This window comes from Caulobacter sp. GW821-FHT11A05, from assembly GCF_058809015.1.
In genome coordinates, this window is record NZ_JBXASF010000002.1 from 350,620 (window position 1) to 369,738 (window position 19,119).

Here is a 19,119-nt window from a genome sequence, read left to right on the forward strand (position 1 = left end):
CCAGTTTTACTAAGGCGGGGACGGATACGCCCCTGATGGAACCCACGCAAGGCGAGGAAACCTCTAGGCCCGTTAAGGCCCCCTTTTCGGACGCTTTACCTTGCGCCGATCCGGACTAGGTCTGGTCGTACAAGCCTGGGAGGGCCCTGATATGGCGACCGTGTTCCTGACCTACAAGCTGAAACCTGAAACTGCACAGGAAGACTATGAGGCGTGGATACGATCCACCGACTACCCGACCATGCGGGGACTTCGCCGGGTGGCCAGCTTCGTGACCTACAAGGCGACCGGCCTGCTGCTCGGCGAGGGCAAGCCCAGCGCCGACTACATCGAGGTGTTCGACATCCCCGACCTGGCCGGCTTCACGGGCGAGGACATGCCGGGCGGGGTGGTACAGGCGATCATGGGCCAGTTCATGGGGTTCGTGGACAGTCCGGAGTTCATTGTGGCGGAAGCGGTGATCTGACGTTTCTCCCTCCCCTTTATGGGGAGGGACAGGCCGCGAAGCGGCCAGGGTGGGGTACTCACGGGCAGGGGCGCGCTGCATCCGACTTCCCCACCCGGACGGCTTCGCCGTCGTCCCTCCCCATAAAGGGGAGGGAGAGTTCTTAGCCGCCTCTGGCCTTGCGATACGTCAGGTCGAAGCTGGTCGTCCAGGTCGCCCCCTTGTCGGCCGAGGTCTCGCCGAACTGGCGGACCGAGCCGTCGGGGCCGGGGGTGTAGGTCATGCGGGTCAGCGTGCCGGCCCAGTCGCCCTGGATGACCATCGCCGTGCCGTTCCAGCCGCCCTTGAACTCGGCCCAGGCGCCGCCGCTGTCGGTCCAGGTCTGGCGCCAGCCCTTGTCGCCGGGCAGCCAGGCGTTGAGGCTGCCGCCGCCGGTTCCCTTGAGCGGCTTCCAGTTCTCGCGCACGGCGCAGCCGCCGTAGAGCTTCTCGATGGTGCTGTGGGCGACCAGGGTCTCCTTGCCGGTGGGATAGACATCCCAATTGCCGACCCAGAAGTCGAACTGCCGGCGCTCGGGCTCCTGGCAGGGCGGCGGGGGCGGGCTTGCCACGGCGGGCGCCGGCGCGGTCTGGGCTTGGGCCAGGGCCGGCGCCGCAAGGGCGACGAGCAGGCCGGCGACGAGCAGTCGGGTCAGCATGATGGAATCCTCCCGCCGCCACGGTCTCCTCCCCGGCGGTCGTCCGCAAGTTAAGCCTGATTCACCCGCTGGCGGCGCACGTAGTCGACGAAGGCGCGCAAGGGCCCGGGCACGAGGCGGCGGCTGGGGTAGTAGAGGCTGGGGCCCGGAAAGGGTTGGGACCAGTCGTGCAGGATTTCGACCAGCCGGCCGTCGGCCAGCTGCGCCTCGACGAAGCCCGGGAAGGTGAACATCAGGCCGACGCCCTCGACGGCGGCGGTGACCAGGGCCTCGACGGCGTTGCTGACCAGCGGACTGCGCGGCGGGGCGAGGCGCAGGATCTCGCCGTCCTTCTCGAACTCCCAGGGCGTCGAGGCCCCGCTGGGAAAGCGGTGGCGGACGCAGGCGTGACCGGCCAGTTCGGCCGGGTGCCGCGGCGTGCCCCGGGCGGCGAGGTAGGCGGGCGAGGCGACCAGGGCGAAGCGCATGGGCGGGCTGATGGGCACGGCGATCATGTCCTGCTCCAGCGCTTCTTCGAAGCGCACTCCGGCGTCGAAGCCGGCGGCGAAGATGTCGACGAAGCTGTCCTCGACGATGACCTCGGCGGTGACGCCGGGGTTTTGGCTGAGGAATCCCGGCAGCATCGGCGGCAGGATCAGCCGGGCGACGACGCCGGAGACGTTCAGGCGCAGCGTGCCCAGCGGCGTGTCGCGGAAGGCGTTGACCGCCTCCAGGGCGCTGGCGACGCCGCCCAGGGCCGGTTCGAGCCGTTCAAGCAGCCGGGCACCGGCCTCGGTCAGGGAGACGCTGCGGGTGGTGCGGTTGAGCAGGCGAACGCCGAGCCTGTCCTCCAGCCGGCGAACGGCCTGGCTGAGGGTCGAGGCCGAGACCCCGCGGCCGACGGCGGCGGCGCGGAAACCGCGGGCCCGGGCGACGGCGGTGAAGGCGTCGAGGTCGGCGAGATCCATTGTGCGAATTTCCGTACGGGCCGTGACGAATGGGATGGATTATCGCACAACGGCGGCCGGGGCATAAGACGCGGCGAAGAAGGAGTGTTTCCCATGCAGACCCGTCCCCTCGGCCGCACAGGCCCGACCGTTTCCGCCCTCGGCCTCGGCGCCATGGGCATGAGCGACATGTACGGCCCGTCCGATCGGGCCGAGAGCATCGCCACCGTCCATGCGGCGCTGGAGGCCGGCGTCACCCTGATCGACACCGGCGACTTCTACGGCAGTGGCCACAACGAGATGCTGCTGGCCGAGGCGCTGAAGGGCGTGGCGCGCGACCGCTACCAGCTGAGCGTCAAGTTCGGGGCCTTGCGCGGACCGGACGGCGCCTTCGTCGGCTACGACTGCCGGCCGGACGCCCTGAAGAACTACCTGACCATGTCGCTGCGCCGGCTGCAGGTCGATTACCTGGACGTCTACCGCCCCTCGCGGCTGGATCCGGACGTGCCGATCGAGGACACCATCGGGGCCATCGGCGAGATGGTGCAGGCGGGCTACGTGCGCCACATCGGGCTGTCGGAAGTCGGACCCGAGACCATCCGCAAGGCGGCGGCGACCCACGCCATCTGCGACCTGCAGATCGAGTATTCGGTGATCAGCCGGGGCATCGAGGCGGCGATCCTGCCGACCTGCCGTGAGCTGGGCATCGGCATCACCGCCTATGGCGTGCTGGCCCGGGGGCTGATCAGCGGTCACTGGCAGAAGGAACGGCCGGCCGGTGGCCGCGACTTCCGGGTGATGAGCCCGCGCTTCCAGGGCGAGAACCTCGACCATAACCTCAGCCTGGCCGAGGCGCTCGGCCGGGTGGCGGCGGAGAAGGGCGTGACCACGGCCCAGCTGGCCATCGCGTGGGTGGCGGCGCAGGGCGACGACATCATACCGCTGGTCGGGGCCCGCAAGCGCGAGCGGCTGGCCGAGGCGCTGGGGGCGCTGGACGTCACCCTGACGCCGGCCGACCTGGCGGCCATCGAGGCGGCGGCGCCGAAGGGCGCGGCCAGGGGCGACCGCTATCCGACGGCGCTGATGGCCCACCTCGACAGCGAGAAGTAGCCTACGTCCGAGGTCATGGCGCGGCGGCCGGGCGGCTGGCATGTTGCCGGCCCAAGGAGCCCCGCCATGACCTTCGACGCCGCCGCCCTGCCGTTCGCCAAGCTGATGGGCGTCGAGTTCACGGACGCATCGAAGGACAAGGTGGTCGGCAGGCTGCTGGTCCGCGACGACCTCTGCACCGCCGGCGGCATCCTGCACGGCGGGGCGGTGATGGCCTTCGCCGACAGCCTGGGGGCGGTCGGGGCCTTCCTCAACCTGGCGGCGGGACAGCACACCACGACGCTGGAGAGCAAGACCAACTTCCTGGGCGCCGCCAAGGCCGGCACGACGGTCACCGGGACGGCGACGCCGATCCATATCGGCGGCCGGACCAGCGTCTGGCAGACCCGGATCGAAGGGGAGAACGGCAAGCTGGTCGGGCTGGTAACGCAGACGCAGATGGTGCTGGGAGGCTAGTTCCTCCCCCTTCGGGGGAGGGGGACCATCGCGAAGCGATGGTGGAGGGGGTCCCCACCAGCGGTTCAGCTTCGAACAGGTTTACCCGCTGACGTGAGCGGTGACCCCCTCCGTCAGCGGCTTCGCCGCTGCCACCTCCCCCGAAGGGGGAGGAACTCTAAACCAGCGCCCGTTTGTACAGCTTCAGCAGCTCACTCCAGGCCCGCTCGGCTTCGGCCTCGTTGTAGGCGGCCGAGCCCGGGACGCACCAGCCGTGGTTGGCCTTGTAGACTTCGACGCCGGCGCCCTCGAAAGCCTGCTTGAGCATGGTCTTGCTCTCGGGCTGCTTGGCGTCGTCGTCCTGGGCGATGCCGAAATACATGGCCGCCTTGATCTTCGGGGCCAGCAGATGGGGGCTGTCGGGGGCGGCGGTGGTCAGGCCGCCGCCGTGCCAGCTGGCCCCGGCCCCGACCCGGTCCGGCCGGATGGCGGCGGCGCGGACGACGAAGGCGCCGCCCATGCAGTAGCCGGTGAAGCCGACCTTGGCCTTGGACACATGCTTGCTCTTGCCCAGCCAGTCGACGAAGGCGGCGGTGTCGGTGTCGATGGTCTGAACGGTCAGCTTGGAGCGCAGGGCGAAGACGGCGGCGCGGTCGGTCGGATTGGCGAAGTCGAAGGTGTCGGCGACGACCGGGGCCTTCTTCTCGCGATAGTAGGGGTTGATGACCAGCACGCTGTAGCCGGACGCGGCGAGGCGCTGGCCCATGCGCCGGAAGGCCGGGCGCAGGCCGACAATGTCGGGGATGATGACCACGCCGGGCGCGGCCTTCTTGCCGTGGAAGAAGGCGGCGTCGCAGGTCCCGTCGGGCGTTGGCACGGAGACGTCCATCTCCATGACATGCTTCTCGGTCAGGGCGAGCGCCGGCGCGGCCGCCGCCGAGCCGACGGCCAGGGAAGCGAGGCCGAAGCCCCGGCGGGAGATCTTCGGATCGTGGGCGATGCCGGGCGGCATGTCGTCGTCGAGGGGCATGGGAGACTCCTGCGGGGGTGAGCAGACCGGCAGTCTGGATCAACCCCGCGGCGAGGTCACCCCCGCTCGCGCAGCCACCGCATGCGATAGGCGTTCATCGCCACCATCCCCAGCTGGTCGAGCAGGCGGAAGTTGACGAAGGCGCCGACCGGGGCGCCGATGACCGGGATCAGCTGGGCCAGTTTCGCGAGATCGATGTAGTCGCGGTACTGCTGCTGGAAGGTGCGCCAGTCGAAGTCGTTGGGCGAGGCCGGGCGCTGGCCCTGGTCCCAGGTCTCCAGGGTGTGGAGCACGGCCTGGCGATGGTCGGCGCCGGAGAAGGCCAGCTGGAAGATCGACAGGATGTAGAGCCGCTCGTCCCAGCTCTCGCCGTCGTGGCCGTAGAGGGCGGCGATCTCGAACAGCAGCTTGATCTTGAAGCCGATCAGCACCGGGAAGTCGGCCGCCGCCAGCAGGAAGCCGCCGGCCCCGGCGACGCCGCCCTCGGCCGCCGCCATGGTGCGGTAGGCGGCGATGCGCTGGCGGACCAGGCCCTCGCGGGCCCCGAGCGAGGCATTGACCAGCGGCTTGGCGGTGGTCAGGTCCGAGCCGGTCAGGATGGTGCGGGTCAGGCCCTCGATGACCTTGGTGATGGCGCCGTGGACCTGTTCGGGGATCAGGTTGTTGACCGTCGTCTGCATGTTGCGGGCGGCGCGGTCCATCGGCCCCGGCGGCTTGGCCAGCTTGGCCCGCCAGGCTTCCAGTTCGGCGAGGGCGATCTCCTCATGCGCGTCCAATCTCGCCACTAGCACCCCCCTCCGTCATCCCGGCCGTAGCGCAGCGAAGAGCCGGGACCCAGGGGCGAGCGGCAGATTGTCGGCAGCCGCGCGTCCTCCACTCCGTCCCTCCTGGGTCCCGGATCGCCCCTGCGGGGCGTCCGGGATGACGGATGTTGGAAATGCATCTGCCTACAACGCCTTGAGGACCGCATCGCCCATTTCCACCGTGGACAAACCACCGCCGAGGTCACGGGTGCGGGCCCCAGCGGCCAGGGCGGCCTCGACGGCCTTGTAGAGGCGGTCGGCCTCGGCGGACCGGTTCAGGCTCCAGCGCAGGGCCATCTCGAACGACAGGATGGCGGCCAGCGGGTTGGCGACGCCCTGGCCGGCGATGTCCGGCGCCGAGCCGTGGATGGGCTCGTAGAGGCCCGGGCGACCGGGCTCGCCAAGGGCGGCGCTGGGCAGCATGCCGAGCGAGCCGGTCAGCTGGGCGGCGGCGTCTGACAGGATGTCGCCGAACAGGTTGTCGGTCAGCAGGACGTCGAACTGGGTCGGCGCGCGGACCAGCTGCATGGCGGCGTTGTCGGCCAGGATGTGCTCCAGCTGGACGTCGGCGTAGTCGCGTCTGTGCAGGTCGGTGACGACCTCGCGCCAGAGCAGGCCCGACTCCATGACGTTGGACTTCTCGGCGCTGTGCACCTTGTTGCGGCGGCCCCGGGCCAGTTCGAAGGCGACGCGGGAGACGCGTTCGATCTCGCTGGTCGTGTAGACCTGGGTGTCGAAGCCGCGCTTCTGGCCGTCCGCGAGAACCTCGATGCCGCGCGGCTCGCCGAAGTAGACGCCGCCGGTCAGCTCGCGGACGATCATGATGTCGAGGCCGGCGACCAGCTCGCGCTTGAGGCTGGAGGCGTCGGCCAGGGCGTCGAAGCAGAGGGCCGGGCGCAGGTTGGCGAACACCTGCATCTCCTTGCGCAGGCGAAGGAGGCCGGCCTCGGGGCGATGCTGGCGGGCGACGCCGGCCCATTTGGGCCCGCCGACCGCGCCCATCAGCACGGCATCAGCGGCCAGGGCGGCGGCGACGGCCTCATCGGTGATCGGCACGCCATGGCGATCGTAGGAGACGCCGCCGAAGTCGCGTTCATCGAGGGTGATGTCGGGCGTCAGGGCGGCGGCGACGCGGGTGACCTGGGCGGTGACCTCGGGGCCGATGCCGTCACCGGGGAGGAGGAGGAGGGTGGTCATGGGGGGGCCTGATTGAGCACTCCCTCCCCTTTATGGGGAGGGACAGGCGGCGCAGCCGCCAGGGTGGGGAATTGGGGTGAAATCACAAGGCGTTGGGGATGGGGCCGACTTCCCCACCCGGCGCCGCGCGCCACCCTCCCCATAAAGGGGAGGGATGAGGTCTGGTCGGCTCAGAACGACTCTCCATCGCCGCTTTCATACAGCTTGATGTCGCGTTCCAGAACCTGGCCGGTCAACGCCGCGCGCCAGGTCGCCATGTGGGCGGTCTTCATATGCGCCTCCAGCGAGGCCGCGTCGGTCCACAGCTCCGACACCCGCACCAGGCCAGGCTCCAGCAGGTCCAGGGCGTAGGCGTAGGTCAGGCAGCCGGCCTCGGCGCGGCTGGCGGCCATCATTGCCTCCATGGCCGGGCGCAGGCGCTCGATGGCGTCCGGGTCCACGCGGACTGTGCCCATGACGATGACCACCTAGGCCTCCAGCCAGGGGGTGCTGAGCGCCCGCCGGCTCTCGTAGACGTCGATGTCGCCGGCGTGCTGCAGGGTCTCGCCGATGGCGTCGAGGCCCTTCATCAGCTTGTCCTTGCGGTCGGGGTCGATGTCGAAGTGGAACTTCGCGCCCGACGGGGCGGTGACGGTCTGGCTTTCCAGGTCGACGGTGAAGACGTGATTGCCGCCCTTGGCCTCGTCCATCAGGGCCTCGACCTCGTCAGGCTTGAGGATGACGGGCAGCAGGCCGTTGTTCAGGCAGTTGTTCTTGAAGATGTCCGCGAAGCTGGACGAGATCACGCAAGTGATGCCGAAATCCATCAGCGCCCAGGGGGCGTGCTCACGGCTCGACCCGCAGCCAAAGTTGTCGCCGGCGATCAGCACGGCGGCGCCCTTATACTCCGGCCGGTTTAGCACGAAGTCGGTCTTCTCGCGGCCCTGCTCGTCGAAGCGGAAGTCGTAGAACAGACCCTTGGCCAGCCCCTCGCGCTCGACGGTCTTGAGGAACTGCTTGGGGATGATCTGGTCGGTGTCGACGTTGGCCAGATGCAGCGGCGCGGCGCGGCCGTCGAGGCGGGTGAAGGCTTTCATTCCTTGATGACCTTCTGGTCGATGGTCCAGCGCTCGAGCGCCTGGACGGTGGTTTCGGTGGACCCGGCGGTCCGGCCCTTGACCGTGATGGTGCATTCGGCGTGCCGCACCAGGCCGGTCTTCAGGTCCATGAGGTAGTCGCAGCCGCTCTCGTTCTGCAGGCCCATGGCGCCCAACTGGGCCTGGACCTCCGCCGGCGCCAGCTCCTTCATCATGGATTTCATGGCCTTGTTCAGCGACTCGGGATCGGTGGCCTGTCGCCATTCGATCCGGGCCTCGCCGGCTGCCTGGTCGAGCGAGATCAGCTTGACCGTTCCGATCGCCTTGATTGGTTCCTTCGCGAACGGCATCTGCATCTCCCGCTCGTAGGTCTGGGTTTCGCCGAGCGTCAGCACCGCATTCTGGATCTGGCCCAGAAAGACCTGCGGCTTCAGGAACAGCTGCGCGGCGCTGGCGCCGTCGTACTGCGCGAACATGGCGCGGACCTTGGCCTGACCCGCCGCGTCGTCCTTGCCCACGAAGTTTCCGATGGTGTCGGACAGGAGCTTGTCCCAGTCGGCGATCTCCACCGGCGCGAGGGATTCATCGGTCAGATAGGCCAGTCCATGGCCGACCGGCAGGCGCAGTTCGGCCGGAAGCTGGTCGGGACTGGGCTCGCGCAGGGTCTGTTCGACCCGGTACCCCTCGTCGGTGATCGTCAGCTTCTGGCGGTAGCGAAACGCCATCGACGCCTCGGGCGTGCTGGCGCCGCTGCGGGTGCGGACGACCTGGAAATCGATGATCGTTCCGGTCGGCAGGTCGATGGCCTGCTCGAAGGTCTTGTCCGGACCGGCCAGCGAAACGGAGGGCAGGGCGAGGGCGACCGCGGCGGCGATCAGGCAGGCGAAAACGCGGTTCACGATACAGGTCCAATGATCAGGGTTGGCACGCCGACGGGGGCGTCCTTGATGGTGAAGACGCGGGTGCCGGGCTTGCGGCCCTCGCGCATCTCGCTGACGGCGAAGGTCTTGGCCAGGCGGCCATGGGCGGCGGCGAGGTTGGGGACGCGCCAGGACAGGCCCCACAGGCTGTCGGGGGCGTCGTTGGGCTCGCTCTTCAGCGGGTGGGCCACCTCGACGACGAGGTCGCCGACCTTGAAGAACATCAGCCGCGTGCCCCAGGCCTCGTTGCTGCGGTCGAGCTTGAAGTCGAGGCCCAGGCGCGCGCCGTAGAGGGCGGCGGCGCGGTTGGGGTGGCGGGTGGAGACGACGACGTGGTCCAAGCCGCTGACGGCGGCGGCCTCGTCACTGGCGGCCGGCGCGACCGGCCAGTCGGGCGTCTCGCCGATCAGGAAGGTGGTGACGCCGTGGGTGGCGTCGGCGTCGAGGATGGAGGTCGGCCAGGTGCGGGCTTCGCCGGCTTCCGACTTGGTGCGAATCGGGAAGGTGTCGGTCGAGGGCATCGACAGCCGGGCCAGCCGCTTGCGCTCGGCCTCGATGTCGTCGCTGGCGAAGGCCAGGCCCCAGAGGCCCTCGCCGTGAGCGGCCAGCCAGGCGCCGGATGGCCCCTGGTCGCCGGGGGCGATGACGTCGAGGGCGGTGTTGCCGAGCTGGAACCAGGCGTGGCGCACGGGACCGCTGGCCCCGCGCCAGTCGGGGGCGCGGCCGAGCAGGTTCGTGTAGCCGACGACCGCGCTGTCGAGGTCGTGCACGACCAGCGCGATGTGATCGAGCGCGGTGATGCTCACAGGAAGGTCCGCACGTCGACGATGTGGCCGGCGATCGCCGCCGCCGCCGCCATGGCCGGGCTCATCAGGTGGGTGCGGCCGCCGCGGCCCTGGCGGCCTTCGAAGTTGCGATTGGAGGTCGAGGCGCAGCGCTGGCCGGGGGTCAGGCGGTCGGGATTCATGCCCAGGCACATCGAACAGCCCGGCTCGCGCCATTCGAAGCCGGCGGCCTTGAGGATGGCGTCGAGGCCCTCGGACTCGGCCTGTTCCTGCACCAGGCCGGAGCCCGGCACGACCATGGCCCGCACGTGCGGCGCCACCATGCGGCCTTCCAGGAAGGCGGCCTGGGCGACGGCGGCGGCGGCGCGCAGGTCCTCGATGCGGCTGTTGGTGCAGCTGCCGATGAAGACGACGTCGACGCGGGCGTCGGTGATCGGCTGGCCGGCGGTCAGGCCCATGTAGTCGAGGGCCCGCACCGCCGAGGCGCGCTTGTCGGCGGTGGCGAAGCTGGCCGGGTCGGGGACGACGCCGGTGACGGCCACGGTGTCCTCGGGGCTGGTGCCCCAGGTCACGGTCGGGGCGATGTCCTCGGCCTGGAGGCGGACCTCGCGGTCGAAGTGGGCGTCCTCGTCGGTGAAGAAGCTCTTCCAGTAGCTGACCGCCATGTCCCAGGCGGCGCCCTTCGGCGCGGCCGGACGGCCCTGGATATAGGCGAAGGTCTTGTCGTCCGGCGCGACCAGACCGGCGCGGGCCCCGCCCTCGATGGTCAGGTTGCAGAGGGTCATGCGGCCCTCCATCGACAGGCTACGGACCGCCTCTCCGGCGAACTCGATGACCGAGCCGGTGCCGCCGGCCGTGCCGATCGTGCCGATGATGGCCAGGGCCATGTCCTTGGCGGTGACGCCGGGACCCAACTGGCCGTCGACGGTGACGCGCATGTTCTTCGACTTGGCCTGGCGCAGGGTCTGGGTCGCCAGCACATGCTCGACCTCACTGGTGCCAATCCCTTGCGCGAGCGCGCCGAAGGCGCCGTGGGTCGAGGTGTGGGAATCGCCGCAGACGACCGTCATGCCCGGCTGGGTGCGGCCCTGCTCGGGGCCGACGACATGGACGATGCCGTTGCGCGGGTCGCCCATCTGGAAATACTCGATGCCGTTGTCGGCGACGTTGCGGCCCAGCGTCTGCAGCTGCAGCCGGGCCTCCTCGTCCTCGACGGCGTCGACGCCGAGCGCCTGGCCGACGGTCGGCACATTGTGGTCGGCGACCGCCAGCGTGCGATCGGGCCGGCGCACCTTGCGGCCGGCGGCGCGAAGGCCGGCGAAGGCCTGCGGCGTCGTCACCTCATGGATGAGGTGCAGGTCGATGTAGAGGACTGTCTCGCCGCCGTCCTGGGCGACGGCGTGAGCGTCCCAGATCTTGTCATAGAGGGTCTTGCCGGCCATGGCGGGGATGTAGGACGCGAGGGGGCGGTCCGTCCAGTGCGGGGGAACAAAAGTGCGTCAGAGCGATGGTTCGGCGTGGCGCCGGGGCAGGAAGTTGCGGCCGCCGGATCATGACAAAACCGACAGGTGACACCGCCCGCGAACCGTGAAGACTGAGCCCGCCTCAATTTGCGGGAGTTTCCAGCGTGTCCCAACTCATCATCAGCCGCCGCTTCGCCCTGGCCGGGCTTGTCCTTGCGGGGCCGCTCGCCCAAGTCTCCTTCGGTGGGGCGGCCTTCGCCCAGGACAGCGTGGATGCAAAGTTCACCGCCTTCCTGGACGCCGCCTTCGACGAGTCCATCGCGCTGAGCCCCGAGGCGATGACCTCGCTGGGCATGAAGACCGACTATGGCAAGCTGGACGACTACACCGACGCCGCCGCCGACAAGGCCCTGGCTCTCAGCGAAGATCAGCTGAAGCGGATGAAGGCCGGCTTCGCCTACGACAAGCTGGGGCCCCAGTCGCAGATCTCCTGGAAGCTGTTCGACCAGCAGGTGATGCGGGCCCGCGAGGGGATGCGCTGGCGCGACCACGGCTACCAGGCGACGACCAACGGCAGCCCGGCCGGCGAGATTCCGGTCTTCCTGATCAACCAGCACCGCATCGACGGCATCGGCGACGCCGAGGCTTACATCAGCCGGCTGAAGGAAACCCGCCGGGTGATGACCGAGGTCAGCGCCGCCATCGAGACGTCGGCCGCCAAGGGCATTGTCGCCCCGGCCTTCACCTTCGATCCGGTCGACGCCGACGCCCGCAACGTGCTCAAGGGGGCGCCCTTCACCGAGGGCGAGGACGTCGCCGTCTGGGCCGACTTCAAGGCCAAGGTCGGCAAGCTGGCTGCGCCGCAGGGCGACAAGGACCGCCTGCTGGCCGAGGGCAAGGCGGCGTTGCTGGGCCCGTTCAAGGAAGGTTACGAGCACTTCCTGGCTGCGCAGAAGAAGGTGCAGGCCCTGGCCAAGGGCAACAACGGCGCCTGGTCGCTGCCTGACGGCGAGGCCTTCTACGCCTACCGCCTGAAGGTCTCGACCACCACCGACATGACCGCCGAGCAGATCCACCAGCTGGGGCTGAAGAACCTCGAGCGGGTGCAGGGCGAGATGCGGGCCATCATGGCCAAGGTCGGGTTCAAGGGCACGCTGCAGGACTTCTTCAAGGCCCTGAAGACGGACCCGGCCCACCAGTACCCCAACACCCCGGAAGGCAAAGCCCAGTACCTGGCCGACGCCAAGGGCTACATCGCCCAGGTTATGGCCAAGGCCCCGCAGTACTTCCTGCGCCTGCCCAAGGCGGCGCTGGAGGTGCGGGCGGTCGAGGCTTGGCGCGAGCGGACGGCGTCCGTCGCCTTCTACAACCGCCCGACCCCGGACGGGTCGCGGCCGGGCATCTTCTACGTCAACCTGGCCGACATGACCCAGGTGCTCAAACCCCAGATCGAGGGCATCGCCTACCACGAGGGGGCGCCGGGGCATCACTTCCAGATCGCCCTGGCCCAGGAACTGGAGGGGCTGCCGAAGTTCCGCAAGTTCGGCGGCTACGGCGCCTATATCGAGGGCTGGGGGCTCTATTCGGAGCGGCTGGGCAAGGAGATGGGCTTCTACCAGGACCCCTATTCCGACTTCGGCCGGCTTTCGCTGGAGGCCTGGCGGGCCGTGCGGCTGGTCACCGACACCGGCATGCACGCCAAGAAGTGGACCCGCGAACAGGGCATCGCCTTCTTTCAGCAGAACTCGCTGCTCAGCGAGCGTGACATCGTCAAGGAGATCGAGCGCTACATCTGCTGGCCGGGCCAGGCGACCAGCTACATGGTCGGCCAGCAGAAGATCCTCGAACTGCGCGACAAGGCGAAGGCGGCCTTGGGCGCGAAGTTCGACATCCGCGGCTTCCACGACGTGGTGCTGAAGGACGGGGCCCTGCCGCTGGACGTGCTGGAGAGCCAGATGGACCTGTATATCGCCGGGGCGAAATAGCGGCGTTCGTGGGGACCCCCTCAGTCAGCGGCTGCGCCGCCGCCAGCTCCCCCGAGAGGGGGAGCAACTGCCCTTAAGAAAAGGCCCCGCCGTTTCCAGCGGGGCCTTTCCAATTCAACCCGAAGGATCGGCTTATTCGCCGGCGTCGGCCTCGACCACTTCCTTCTTGGCGCCCATGGCGCGTTCGGCGATCCGGGCCGACTTACCGCGGCGGTCGCGCAGGTAGTAGAGCTTGGCGCGACGGACGACGCCGCGACGCTTGACTTCGATGCTTTCGATCATCGGCGACATGATCGGGAAAACCCGCTCGACGCCTTCGCCGAAGCTGATCTTGCGGACGGTGAAGCTCTCGTGGAGCCCGGCGCCCTGGCGGCCGATGCAGACGCCTTCATAGGCCTGCACGCGCTCGCGTTCGCCTTCCTTGATCTTGACGTTCACCCGCAGGGTGTCGCCGGCCTGGAAGTCGGGGGTCTTGCGGAGCTGGGCGAGACGGGCGGTCTCTTCCTTTTCCAGTTCCTTGATAATGTTCGCAGCCATCTCGTTACTCCAATTATTTCTGAGGCTTACCCTTGTGGGCGCCGTTTGCCTGTAAGTTGGCGAGGTGGGCTGACCAGAGGTCGGGCCGTCGCTCGCGGGTCGTCAGTTCTCTCTGTTCCCGCCGCCAGGCCGCGACCCGCTTGTGGTCGCCGCTCAGCAGCACCTCGGGGATGTCGAGCCCTTCGAACGTCCGCGGTCTGGTGAACTGCGGATGCTCGAGGAGCCCGTCCTCGAAGCTTTCTTCCTTGAGGCTGTCCGCCTGGCCCAGAACCCCCGGAACCAGCCGCACACAGGCCTCGATCGCCACCATCGCCGCCGCCTCGCCACCGGCCAGGACCGCGTCTCCGACGGAGACCTCCTCGAACCCCCGGGCATCGAGCACCCGCTGGTCCACCCCCTCGAACCGGCCGCAGAGGACAACAATCCCCGGCGCCCTGGCCCACTCACTCACACGCGCCTGGGTCAGGGGCCTGCCCCGGGCGCTCATGCACAAAAGCGGCCGTCCCGCGGTGTCGACACTGTCGAGCGCCGCCGCGATCACGTCCGCCTTCATCACCTGTCCAGGACCGCCACCCGCAGGGGTGTCGTCGAGGAAGCCGCGCTTATCCTTGGAAAAGGTCCGAATGTCCACTGTTTCAAGGCGCCACAGGTCCAATTCCCGCCAGGCCGTGCCGATCAGGCTGACGCCCAGCGGGCCCGGGAAGGCCTCGGGGAACATGGTCAGGACGGTGGCGGTGAAGGGCATGGGGCGGGCTCCCTACACCTTTCGGGCCGTCGAGTCGAAGGGGCGGCGTCGCCCATCCACCGACTATCCTCGCGAAGGCGAGGATCCATACGGCGCTGGAAGCTGCCCGGGCGGGTGATTGTGGCCGCCTCCGCATGGATCCTCGCCTTCGCGAGGATGATCGGGAGAGGGGATTAGGGCGCCAGGTCCAGATTGAACTTTTCGGCGAAGTCCGGGTGCGGCGGGCTTGGCCAGCGGTACTCGGCGAAGACGTCGGCCATGCAGACGGCGACCTGGTCCTCACTGTCGCGGTCGACGCGGTCGAACTTGCCGTCCTTGAAGCTGACCACCAGCGAGAAGCTCATCCGCCGCCGCAGCGAACTGGAGTAGCAGCGGTCGAACAGGGCCGTGGTCTTGGGTTTCAGGAAGGGGTCCATTTTCGTGGTGCGCCATTCCTGGGCCTTGGGGTCGTCCTTGTACTTGTCGGCCCGGGCCAGGGCCTCGCCGTAGGCGAGGCCGGAGCCGGACTGGAACATCAGGGCGAGGGAGAGGGCGGACGCGATCAACATGCGGCCAGCCTAGCAGCGGCCCGGGGCGACGTCACTTGCCGCTCCCGTTGGGGGAGCTTATGCACCGACCCATGGAAGAGACTGAAAACCTGCTCGAGACCCTGGCGCTCGAACCGATCGAGATGAACCTGTTCCGCGGCGTCTCGCCCAACGACGGCATGCCCCGCATCTTCGGCGGCTTCGTCATCGCCCAGGCGCTGCTGGCCGCCTATGAGACGGTCGAGAACCGCGTCTGCCACTCGCTGCACGCCTACTTCATCCGGCCGGGCGATGTGCGCATGCCGGTGCTCTATGAGGTCGACCGCTCGCGCGACGGCGGCACCTTCACCACCCGCCGGGTGATCGCCATCCAGAACGGCAAGCAGATCTTCAACCTCGCCGCCTCCTTCCAGGTGGCCGAGGAGGGGTACGAGCACCAGTCGGCGATGCCGGCCGCGCCGGACCCGGAGACCATCCCGACCGACCTGGAGCGGATGCTGGCCCAGGACCTCAGCAGCCTGCCGCCGGCCATGGTCGCGCATATGCGGCGCCCGCGCCCCATCGACGTGCGCTGGCCCGACCCGCAGAACTTCGCCAACCCCGTGCCCAAGCCGCCGCGCAAACAGGTGTGGATGAAGGCCAAGTTCCCGATCGGTCCGGACCCCCGGCTGCAGCAGGCCTGCCTGGCCTATGCCTCGGACATGGCCTTCATGGAGACGGCGATCCGGGTGCACGGCCTGACCTGGCAGACGCCGGGCATGCAGTCGGCCAGTCTCGACCACGCCATGTGGTTCCACCGGCCGGTCGACTTCAACGACTGGCTGCTGTTCGACCAGGACTGCCCCAGCACCTCGCAGGGTCGGGGCTTCATCCGCGGCGAAATGTACACCCAGGACGGCCGGCTGGCCGCCTCGGTGACGCAGGAATGCCTGATGCGGGTGAAGACCTAGGGCCATTCGCCTCCCGGCGGTCAGCTATCGAAGCGGCGGACATTATACCGCCGCCCGATCGACCCACAAAAAAAGCTGTCGTCGGTTGAAGGGCGCTGAAATCCCGGGCAAACCCATGCCGCGTTGGCTTTGGCGTGGGTCGAGGCCGCGAGGATGTCGCCCGCGGCGTCGGTCGAAGTGTTGGTCGATGCGCTGGGATTGTTGGTCGAAAGCGCGCCGCCTCGACCAACACCCTCGGGCGGGCCGGCGGCGGCGGCCATCCGAGGCGGCGAATATGTCTAGACATATTCAACAAGTATTTGAATCAATTGAGGTTCAGGCTTCGTCTTCGCCGTCTTCGGGACGCACTTCGATCTCGGTGGGACGCACGACGGTCAGCTTGCCGGCGGCGATGTCGACGGTGGGGACGGCCTCGCGGGTGAAGCTGAGGTACCAGGTCTGGCCGCCCTGCGCCGGGTCGATTTCCAGGATGTCGCCGGCCCCGAAGTCCTGCACCGACTTGACCTTGCCGAGCAGCTCGCCCTCGGGCGTCACGGCGCTGAGGCCGATGAGGTCGGCCAGGTAGAACTCGTCTTCGTCCGGTTCGGGCAGATCGGCGCGGTCGATGTGCAGGGTCAGGCCGCGCAGGGCGTCGGCCTGTTCCTTGGTGTCGATGCCCTTGGCGCGGGCGACGACGCCGCCCTTGGACAGGCGCGCCGAGGTGATTGTCAGGGCCGGCGAGCCGTCGGCGCGCTTCAGATGCCTGTACTGGGTCAGGGCCAGCGGGTCGGCCGTGAAGGTGGCGATCCGCACCTCGCCGCGCACGCCATGGGCGCCGCCGACCCGGCCGATGAGGAGGAGGTTGGAACTCATAGGGAGCCTTGGAACGGAAACGGGCGCGGAGGGCAAGAGCTGCGTCCTTCTCCCGCTTGTCGGGAGAAGGTGGCCGCGAAGCGGTCGGATGAGGGCAGCGCCAGCCTTTGAAGGTGTGGTCCAGATACGGAAAAGGACAGCCCGGCCGGAGCCGGTGCTGCCCTCATCCGACCCCCTTCGGGGGCCACCTTCTCCCGACAAGCGGGAGAAGGGACCTGAGCATTAGCCTTCGGCCTTTTCTTCGCCGGCGTCGGCGGCCGGGGCTTCTTCAGCGGCCGGAGCCTCTTCAGCAGCGGGGGCTTCTTCGGCGGCGGCTTCGGCAGCCGGAGCTTCCTCGGCAGCGGCTTCGACCGGAGCTTCTTCAGCAGCCGGAGCAGCTTCTTCAGCAGCGGCTTCAACCGGAGCGGCTTCTTCAGCGGCGGCTTCGACGGCCGGCGCTTCTTCAGCCACCGGGGCTTCGACTTCCGGTTCCGGCTCGGGGGCCGGCGGGTTGGCGGCCAGTTCGGCGGCGGCGGCGGCGCGGTCTTCTTCACGCTTGGCGCGCTCTGCGACACGTTCCTCGGCCTTCTTGCCCGGCTTGCCCTTGGTCGGGTTGTTGCCGTGCTCCCACTTCACCAGGCCTTCCTTGGCCAGGAAACGGGCGACGCGGTCGGTCGGCTGGGCGCCCTTCTTGATCCAGGCTTCGATCGACTCCAGCTTCAGGGTCGTGCGGGCCGGGTCGTCCTTCTTGAGGAGCGGGTTGTAGGTGCCGACCTTCTCGATGAAACGGCCATCGCGCGGCGAGTGGCTGTCCGCGACGACGATCGAGTAGTAGGGGCGCTTCTTGGTGCCGCCACGGGCCAGACGAATCTTCAGCATTTCGGGTAGTCCTTGGAGTTGGTTCAGTTTTTCTTGAACGGGTTGAAAGACGAGGCGCCCAGGCCAGGAAGGCCGGGCAGGTTGGGTAAACCGCCGCCGGGTCCGCCCATGCCGGGCAGGCCCTTCAGCTGTTGTTCGAGTTCGGCCGTGCTGGGCTCGGGCATCTTGCCGCCGCCGAGGTTCTTCAGGCGGTCCATGCCGCCACCGCCGCCGCCGAGCATGGCGGCCATCTTGGCGAAGCCCTTGCCGCCGCTCTTGCTCATCATCTTGAAGGCGTCGGCCATCTGACGGTGCTGCTTCAGGAGGCGGTTGACCTCGGCGACGTCGACGCCGGAGCCGGCGGCGATGCGGCGCTTGCGCGAGGCGGCCAGGATGTCGGGCTTCTTGCGCTCGGTCTTGGTCATCGAGCTGATGATCGCCTGCTGGCGCTTGATCGACTTGTCGTTGAGGCCGGCCTCGGCGATCTGGCCCTTCATCTTCTGGACGCCCGGCAGCATGCCCATCAGGCCTTCCATGCCGCCCATCTTCTGCATCTGCGACAGTTGGTCCGACAGCATGTCCAGGTCGAACTGGCCCTTGGCCAGCTTGCGGGCCATGGCCTCGGACTTGGCCTGGTCGAAGTCGGCGGCGGCCTTTTCGACCAGAGAGACGATGTCGCCCTGGCCGAGGATGCGGCCGGCCACGCGGCGGGCGTCGAAGACGTCGAGGGCCTCGACCTTTTCGCCGGCCCCCAGGAACTTGATCGGCAGGCCGGTGACGGCCCGCATGGAGAGGGCCGCGCCGCCGCGCCCGTCGCCGTCGGCGCGGGTCAGGATCAGGCCGGTCAGCGGCAGGCGTTCGTGGAAGGCCTTGGCGGTGCGCACCGCGTCCTGGCCGGTCAGGCTGTCGGCGACCAGCAGGGTCTCGGCCGGGGAGGCGATGCGGGCGATCTCGGCCGCCTCGGCCATCATCGACTCGTCCAGCGTCGTGCGGCCGGCGGTGTCGAGGATGAGGATGTCGTAGCCGCCCAGCTTGGCGGCGCTCATGGCGCGCTTGGCGATGTCGGTCGCCGACTGGCCGGCCACGATCGGCAGGGTGTCGACCTCGACCTGCTTGCCCAGCGTGGCCAGCTGTTCCATGGCGGCCGGACGGCGGGTGTCCAGCGAGGCCATCAGGACCTTCTTGCGGTCCGTCTTCGACAGGCGCAGGGCCAGCTTGGCCGAGGTGGTGGTCTTACCCGAGCCCTGCAGGCCGCTCATCAGGATGACGCTGGGCGGGTTGATGGCGATGTTCAGGCCGACGGGCTCTTCGCCGCCGAGCATCTCGACCAGGCCGTCGTAGACGATCTTGACCACCTGGTCGGCGGGACGGATCGAGCGGATCACCGCCTCGCCGGTGGCTTCCTCACGGGCCTTGGCGATGAAGTCCTTGACCACCGGCAGGGCGACGTCGGCCTCCAGCAGCGCCACGCGGACCTCGCGCAGCGCTTCATCGACGTCCTTCTCGCTGAGGACGCCGCGTCCGGACAGGCGGTCGAAAACACCGCTCAGCCGTTCTGTAAGGCCTTCAAACATTCAAAACTCCACCGGTCCGCCAAGGCGGACCTACCATTTCCTTTGTTCAGATCGGACCACGATCAGGCTGCGCCTGCTCGCTACGATCTGAACCGCACAACGAAGCCAGCCCCCGTGGACGATCGCGTCGACGGGGGTCCTCTCCATCCTCGTCCGATATAGGAACCGGGGTCGTGATGGGGGAGGGCGCTGGCAGATTGCGCCGGAAGGGCGCGCTTATGGGCG

The 19,119-nt window shown here is 68.7% G+C and carries 22 protein-coding genes and 1 pseudogene; 6 read left to right on the forward strand and 17 right to left on the reverse strand.

What is annotated here, in order from left to right; translation table 11 throughout:
• Positions 1–151: 151 nt before the first annotated feature.
• Positions 152–466, forward strand: coding sequence for a hypothetical protein (locus tag AC1RSK_RS04585; protein WP_492905945.1), 315 nt, complete (start codon positions 152–154; stop codon positions 464–466).
• A gap of 142 nt (positions 467–608) precedes the next feature.
• Here the strand turns inward: AC1RSK_RS04585 and AC1RSK_RS04590 are convergent, their stop codons facing one another.
• Positions 609–1,142 carry a hypothetical protein gene (locus AC1RSK_RS04590; RefSeq protein ID WP_492905947.1) on the reverse strand — a complete coding sequence of 178 codons (534 nt, stop codon included), beginning with the start codon at positions 1,140–1,142 and terminating at the stop codon, positions 609–611.
• A gap of 50 nt (positions 1,143–1,192) precedes the next feature.
• Positions 1,193–2,089, reverse strand: a complete 897-nt coding sequence (locus AC1RSK_RS04595; RefSeq protein WP_492905949.1) for a LysR family transcriptional regulator — start codon at positions 2,087–2,089, stop codon at positions 1,193–1,195.
• 93 nt (positions 2,090–2,182) lie between these two features.
• On the opposite strand from AC1RSK_RS04595, the gene AC1RSK_RS04600 reads away from it, so the two are divergent.
• Positions 2,183–3,178, forward strand: a complete 996-nt coding sequence (locus AC1RSK_RS04600; RefSeq protein WP_492905951.1) for an aldo/keto reductase — start codon at positions 2,183–2,185, stop codon at positions 3,176–3,178.
• 66 nt (positions 3,179–3,244) lie between these two features.
• Positions 3,245–3,634 carry a PaaI family thioesterase gene (locus AC1RSK_RS04605; protein WP_492905953.1) on the forward strand — a complete coding sequence of 130 codons (390 nt, stop codon included), beginning with the start codon at positions 3,245–3,247 and terminating at the stop codon, positions 3,632–3,634.
• A gap of 157 nt (positions 3,635–3,791) precedes the next feature.
• On the opposite strand, the gene AC1RSK_RS04610 is transcribed toward AC1RSK_RS04605, so the two are convergent.
• Both AC1RSK_RS04610 and AC1RSK_RS04615 read right to left on the reverse strand, forming a co-directional pair.
• Positions 3,792–4,643 carry a dienelactone hydrolase family protein gene (locus AC1RSK_RS04610; protein WP_492905955.1) on the reverse strand — a complete coding sequence of 284 codons (852 nt, stop codon included), beginning with the start codon at positions 4,641–4,643 and terminating at the stop codon, positions 3,792–3,794.
• Positions 4,644–4,699: 56 nt separating this feature from the next.
• Positions 4,700–5,428, reverse strand: coding sequence for an EcsC family protein (locus AC1RSK_RS04615; protein ID WP_492905957.1), 729 nt, complete (start codon positions 5,426–5,428; stop codon positions 4,700–4,702).
• On the opposite strand from AC1RSK_RS04615, the pseudogene AC1RSK_RS04620 reads away from it, so the two are divergent.
• A pseudogene (locus AC1RSK_RS04620) lies at positions 5,400–5,569 on the forward strand (hypothetical protein); the annotation flags it as partial. The gene AC1RSK_RS04615 and the pseudogene AC1RSK_RS04620 sit on opposite strands and share 29 nt — an antisense overlap.
• Positions 5,570–5,590: 21 nt before the next feature.
• On the opposite strand, the gene leuB reads toward AC1RSK_RS04620, so the two are convergent.
• The 6 genes from leuB to leuC all read right to left on the reverse strand — a co-directional run bounded on the left by leuB (position 5,591) and on the right by leuC (position 10,866).
• Complete coding sequence (gene leuB / locus AC1RSK_RS04625; RefSeq protein ID WP_492905959.1) at positions 5,591–6,643, reverse strand: 3-isopropylmalate dehydrogenase; 1,053 nt, start codon at positions 6,641–6,643, stop codon at positions 5,591–5,593.
• A gap of 170 nt (positions 6,644–6,813) precedes the next feature.
• On the reverse strand, positions 6,814–7,110 hold the full coding sequence (locus AC1RSK_RS04630) for a putative quinol monooxygenase (RefSeq protein WP_492905961.1): 297 nt from the start codon (positions 7,108–7,110) through the stop codon (positions 6,814–6,816).
• Complete coding sequence (leuD, locus tag AC1RSK_RS04635) at positions 7,111–7,719, reverse strand: 3-isopropylmalate dehydratase small subunit (protein WP_492905963.1); 609 nt, start codon at positions 7,717–7,719, stop codon at positions 7,111–7,113.
• Positions 7,716–8,618 carry a hypothetical protein gene (locus tag AC1RSK_RS04640; protein WP_492905965.1) on the reverse strand — a complete coding sequence of 301 codons (903 nt, stop codon included), beginning with the start codon at positions 8,616–8,618 and terminating at the stop codon, positions 7,716–7,718. Before AC1RSK_RS04640 ends, leuD begins: the two co-directional genes overlap by 4 nt.
• Positions 8,615–9,445: a VOC family protein gene (locus AC1RSK_RS04645; protein WP_492905967.1), complete on the reverse strand. Its 831-nt coding sequence runs from the start codon at positions 9,443–9,445 to the stop codon at positions 8,615–8,617. Before AC1RSK_RS04645 ends, AC1RSK_RS04640 begins: the two co-directional genes overlap by 4 nt.
• Positions 9,442–10,866 carry a 3-isopropylmalate dehydratase large subunit gene (gene leuC, locus AC1RSK_RS04650; RefSeq protein ID WP_492905969.1) on the reverse strand — a complete coding sequence of 475 codons (1,425 nt, stop codon included), beginning with the start codon at positions 10,864–10,866 and terminating at the stop codon, positions 9,442–9,444. The genes AC1RSK_RS04645 and leuC overlap by 4 nt, the downstream gene beginning before the upstream one ends.
• 185 nt (positions 10,867–11,051) lie before the next feature.
• On the opposite strand from leuC, the gene AC1RSK_RS04655 reads away from it, so the two are divergent.
• Positions 11,052–12,872 (forward strand): DUF885 domain-containing protein, encoded by a 1,821-nt coding sequence (locus AC1RSK_RS04655; RefSeq protein ID WP_492905971.1) that lies wholly within the window; start codon positions 11,052–11,054, stop codon positions 12,870–12,872.
• 132 nt (positions 12,873–13,004) lie between these two features.
• On the opposite strand, the gene rplS is transcribed toward AC1RSK_RS04655, so the two are convergent.
• The 3 genes from rplS to AC1RSK_RS04670 all read right to left on the reverse strand — a co-directional run bounded on the left by rplS (position 13,005) and on the right by AC1RSK_RS04670 (position 14,702).
• Positions 13,005–13,409, reverse strand: a complete 405-nt coding sequence (gene rplS / locus AC1RSK_RS04660) for a 50S ribosomal protein L19 (RefSeq protein WP_492905973.1) — start codon at positions 13,407–13,409, stop codon at positions 13,005–13,007.
• 13 nt (positions 13,410–13,422) lie between these two features.
• Positions 13,423–14,154: a tRNA (guanosine(37)-N1)-methyltransferase TrmD gene (gene trmD, locus AC1RSK_RS04665; protein WP_492905975.1), complete on the reverse strand. Its 732-nt coding sequence runs from the start codon at positions 14,152–14,154 to the stop codon at positions 13,423–13,425.
• Between the two features lie 173 nt (positions 14,155–14,327).
• Complete coding sequence (locus tag AC1RSK_RS04670) at positions 14,328–14,702, reverse strand: hypothetical protein (RefSeq protein ID WP_492905977.1); 375 nt, start codon at positions 14,700–14,702, stop codon at positions 14,328–14,330.
• 71 nt (positions 14,703–14,773) lie between these two features.
• Between AC1RSK_RS04670 and AC1RSK_RS04675 the strand changes: the two genes are divergently transcribed.
• Positions 14,774–15,631, forward strand: a complete 858-nt coding sequence (locus tag AC1RSK_RS04675; protein WP_492905979.1) for an acyl-CoA thioesterase — start codon at positions 14,774–14,776, stop codon at positions 15,629–15,631.
• A gap of 20 nt (positions 15,632–15,651) precedes the next feature.
• On the opposite strand, the gene AC1RSK_RS04680 is transcribed toward AC1RSK_RS04675, so the two are convergent.
• The 4 genes from AC1RSK_RS04680 to ffh all read right to left on the reverse strand — a co-directional run bounded on the left by AC1RSK_RS04680 (position 15,652) and on the right by ffh (position 18,894).
• On the reverse strand, positions 15,652–15,891 hold the full coding sequence (locus tag AC1RSK_RS04680) for a hypothetical protein (RefSeq protein WP_492905980.1): 240 nt from the start codon (positions 15,889–15,891) through the stop codon (positions 15,652–15,654).
• 55 nt (positions 15,892–15,946) lie between these two features.
• On the reverse strand, positions 15,947–16,483 hold the full coding sequence (rimM, locus tag AC1RSK_RS04685; RefSeq protein WP_492905982.1) for a ribosome maturation factor RimM: 537 nt from the start codon (positions 16,481–16,483) through the stop codon (positions 15,947–15,949).
• 222 nt (positions 16,484–16,705) lie between these two features.
• Entirely contained in the window at positions 16,706–17,341 is a 636-nt protein-coding gene (rpsP, locus tag AC1RSK_RS04690) for a 30S ribosomal protein S16 (protein WP_492905984.1), read from the reverse strand.
• Between the two features lie 23 nt (positions 17,342–17,364).
• Positions 17,365–18,894: a signal recognition particle protein gene (gene ffh / locus AC1RSK_RS04695; protein WP_492905986.1), complete on the reverse strand. Its 1,530-nt coding sequence runs from the start codon at positions 18,892–18,894 to the stop codon at positions 17,365–17,367.
• Positions 18,895–19,119: the final 225 nt, after the last annotated feature.

Coding starts and splice junctions, on each gene's coding strand:
- AC1RSK_RS04590 (WP_492905947.1), bottom strand. CDS start 1,142: ATGCTGACCCGACTGCTCGTCGCCGGCCTGCTCGTCGCCCTTGCGGCG.
- leuD (WP_492905963.1), bottom strand. CDS start 7,719: ATGAAAGCCTTCACCCGCCTCGACGGCCGCGCCGCGCCGCTGCATCTG.
- leuC (WP_492905969.1), bottom strand. CDS start 10,866: ATGGCCGGCAAGACCCTCTATGACAAGATCTGGGACGCTCACGCCGTC.
- AC1RSK_RS04670 (WP_492905977.1), bottom strand. CDS start 14,702: ATGTTGATCGCGTCCGCCCTCTCCCTCGCCCTGATGTTCCAGTCCGGC.
- AC1RSK_RS04610 (WP_492905955.1), bottom strand. CDS start 4,643: ATGCCCCTCGACGACGACATGCCGCCCGGCATCGCCCACGATCCGAAG.
- AC1RSK_RS04605 (WP_492905953.1), top strand. CDS start 3,245: ATGACCTTCGACGCCGCCGCCCTGCCGTTCGCCAAGCTGATGGGCGTC.
- AC1RSK_RS04680 (WP_492905980.1), bottom strand. CDS start 15,891: ATGGCCGCCGCCGCCGGCCCGCCCGAGGGTGTTGGTCGAGGCGGCGCG.
- rplS (WP_492905973.1), bottom strand. CDS start 13,409: ATGGCTGCGAACATTATCAAGGAACTGGAAAAGGAAGAGACCGCCCGT.
- ffh (WP_492905986.1), bottom strand. CDS start 18,894: ATGTTTGAAGGCCTTACAGAACGGCTGAGCGGTGTTTTCGACCGCCTG.
- AC1RSK_RS04585 (WP_492905945.1), top strand. CDS start 152: ATGGCGACCGTGTTCCTGACCTACAAGCTGAAACCTGAAACTGCACAG.
- AC1RSK_RS04595 (WP_492905949.1), bottom strand. CDS start 2,089: ATGGATCTCGCCGACCTCGACGCCTTCACCGCCGTCGCCCGGGCCCGC.
- rimM (WP_492905982.1), bottom strand. CDS start 16,483: ATGAGTTCCAACCTCCTCCTCATCGGCCGGGTCGGCGGCGCCCATGGC.
- trmD (WP_492905975.1), bottom strand. CDS start 14,154: ATGCCCTTCACCGCCACCGTCCTGACCATGTTCCCCGAGGCCTTCCCG.
- rpsP (WP_492905984.1), bottom strand. CDS start 17,341: ATGCTGAAGATTCGTCTGGCCCGTGGCGGCACCAAGAAGCGCCCCTAC.
- AC1RSK_RS04600 (WP_492905951.1), top strand. CDS start 2,183: ATGCAGACCCGTCCCCTCGGCCGCACAGGCCCGACCGTTTCCGCCCTC.
- AC1RSK_RS04675 (WP_492905979.1), top strand. CDS start 14,774: ATGGAAGAGACTGAAAACCTGCTCGAGACCCTGGCGCTCGAACCGATC.
- leuB (WP_492905959.1), bottom strand. CDS start 6,643: ATGACCACCCTCCTCCTCCTCCCCGGTGACGGCATCGGCCCCGAGGTC.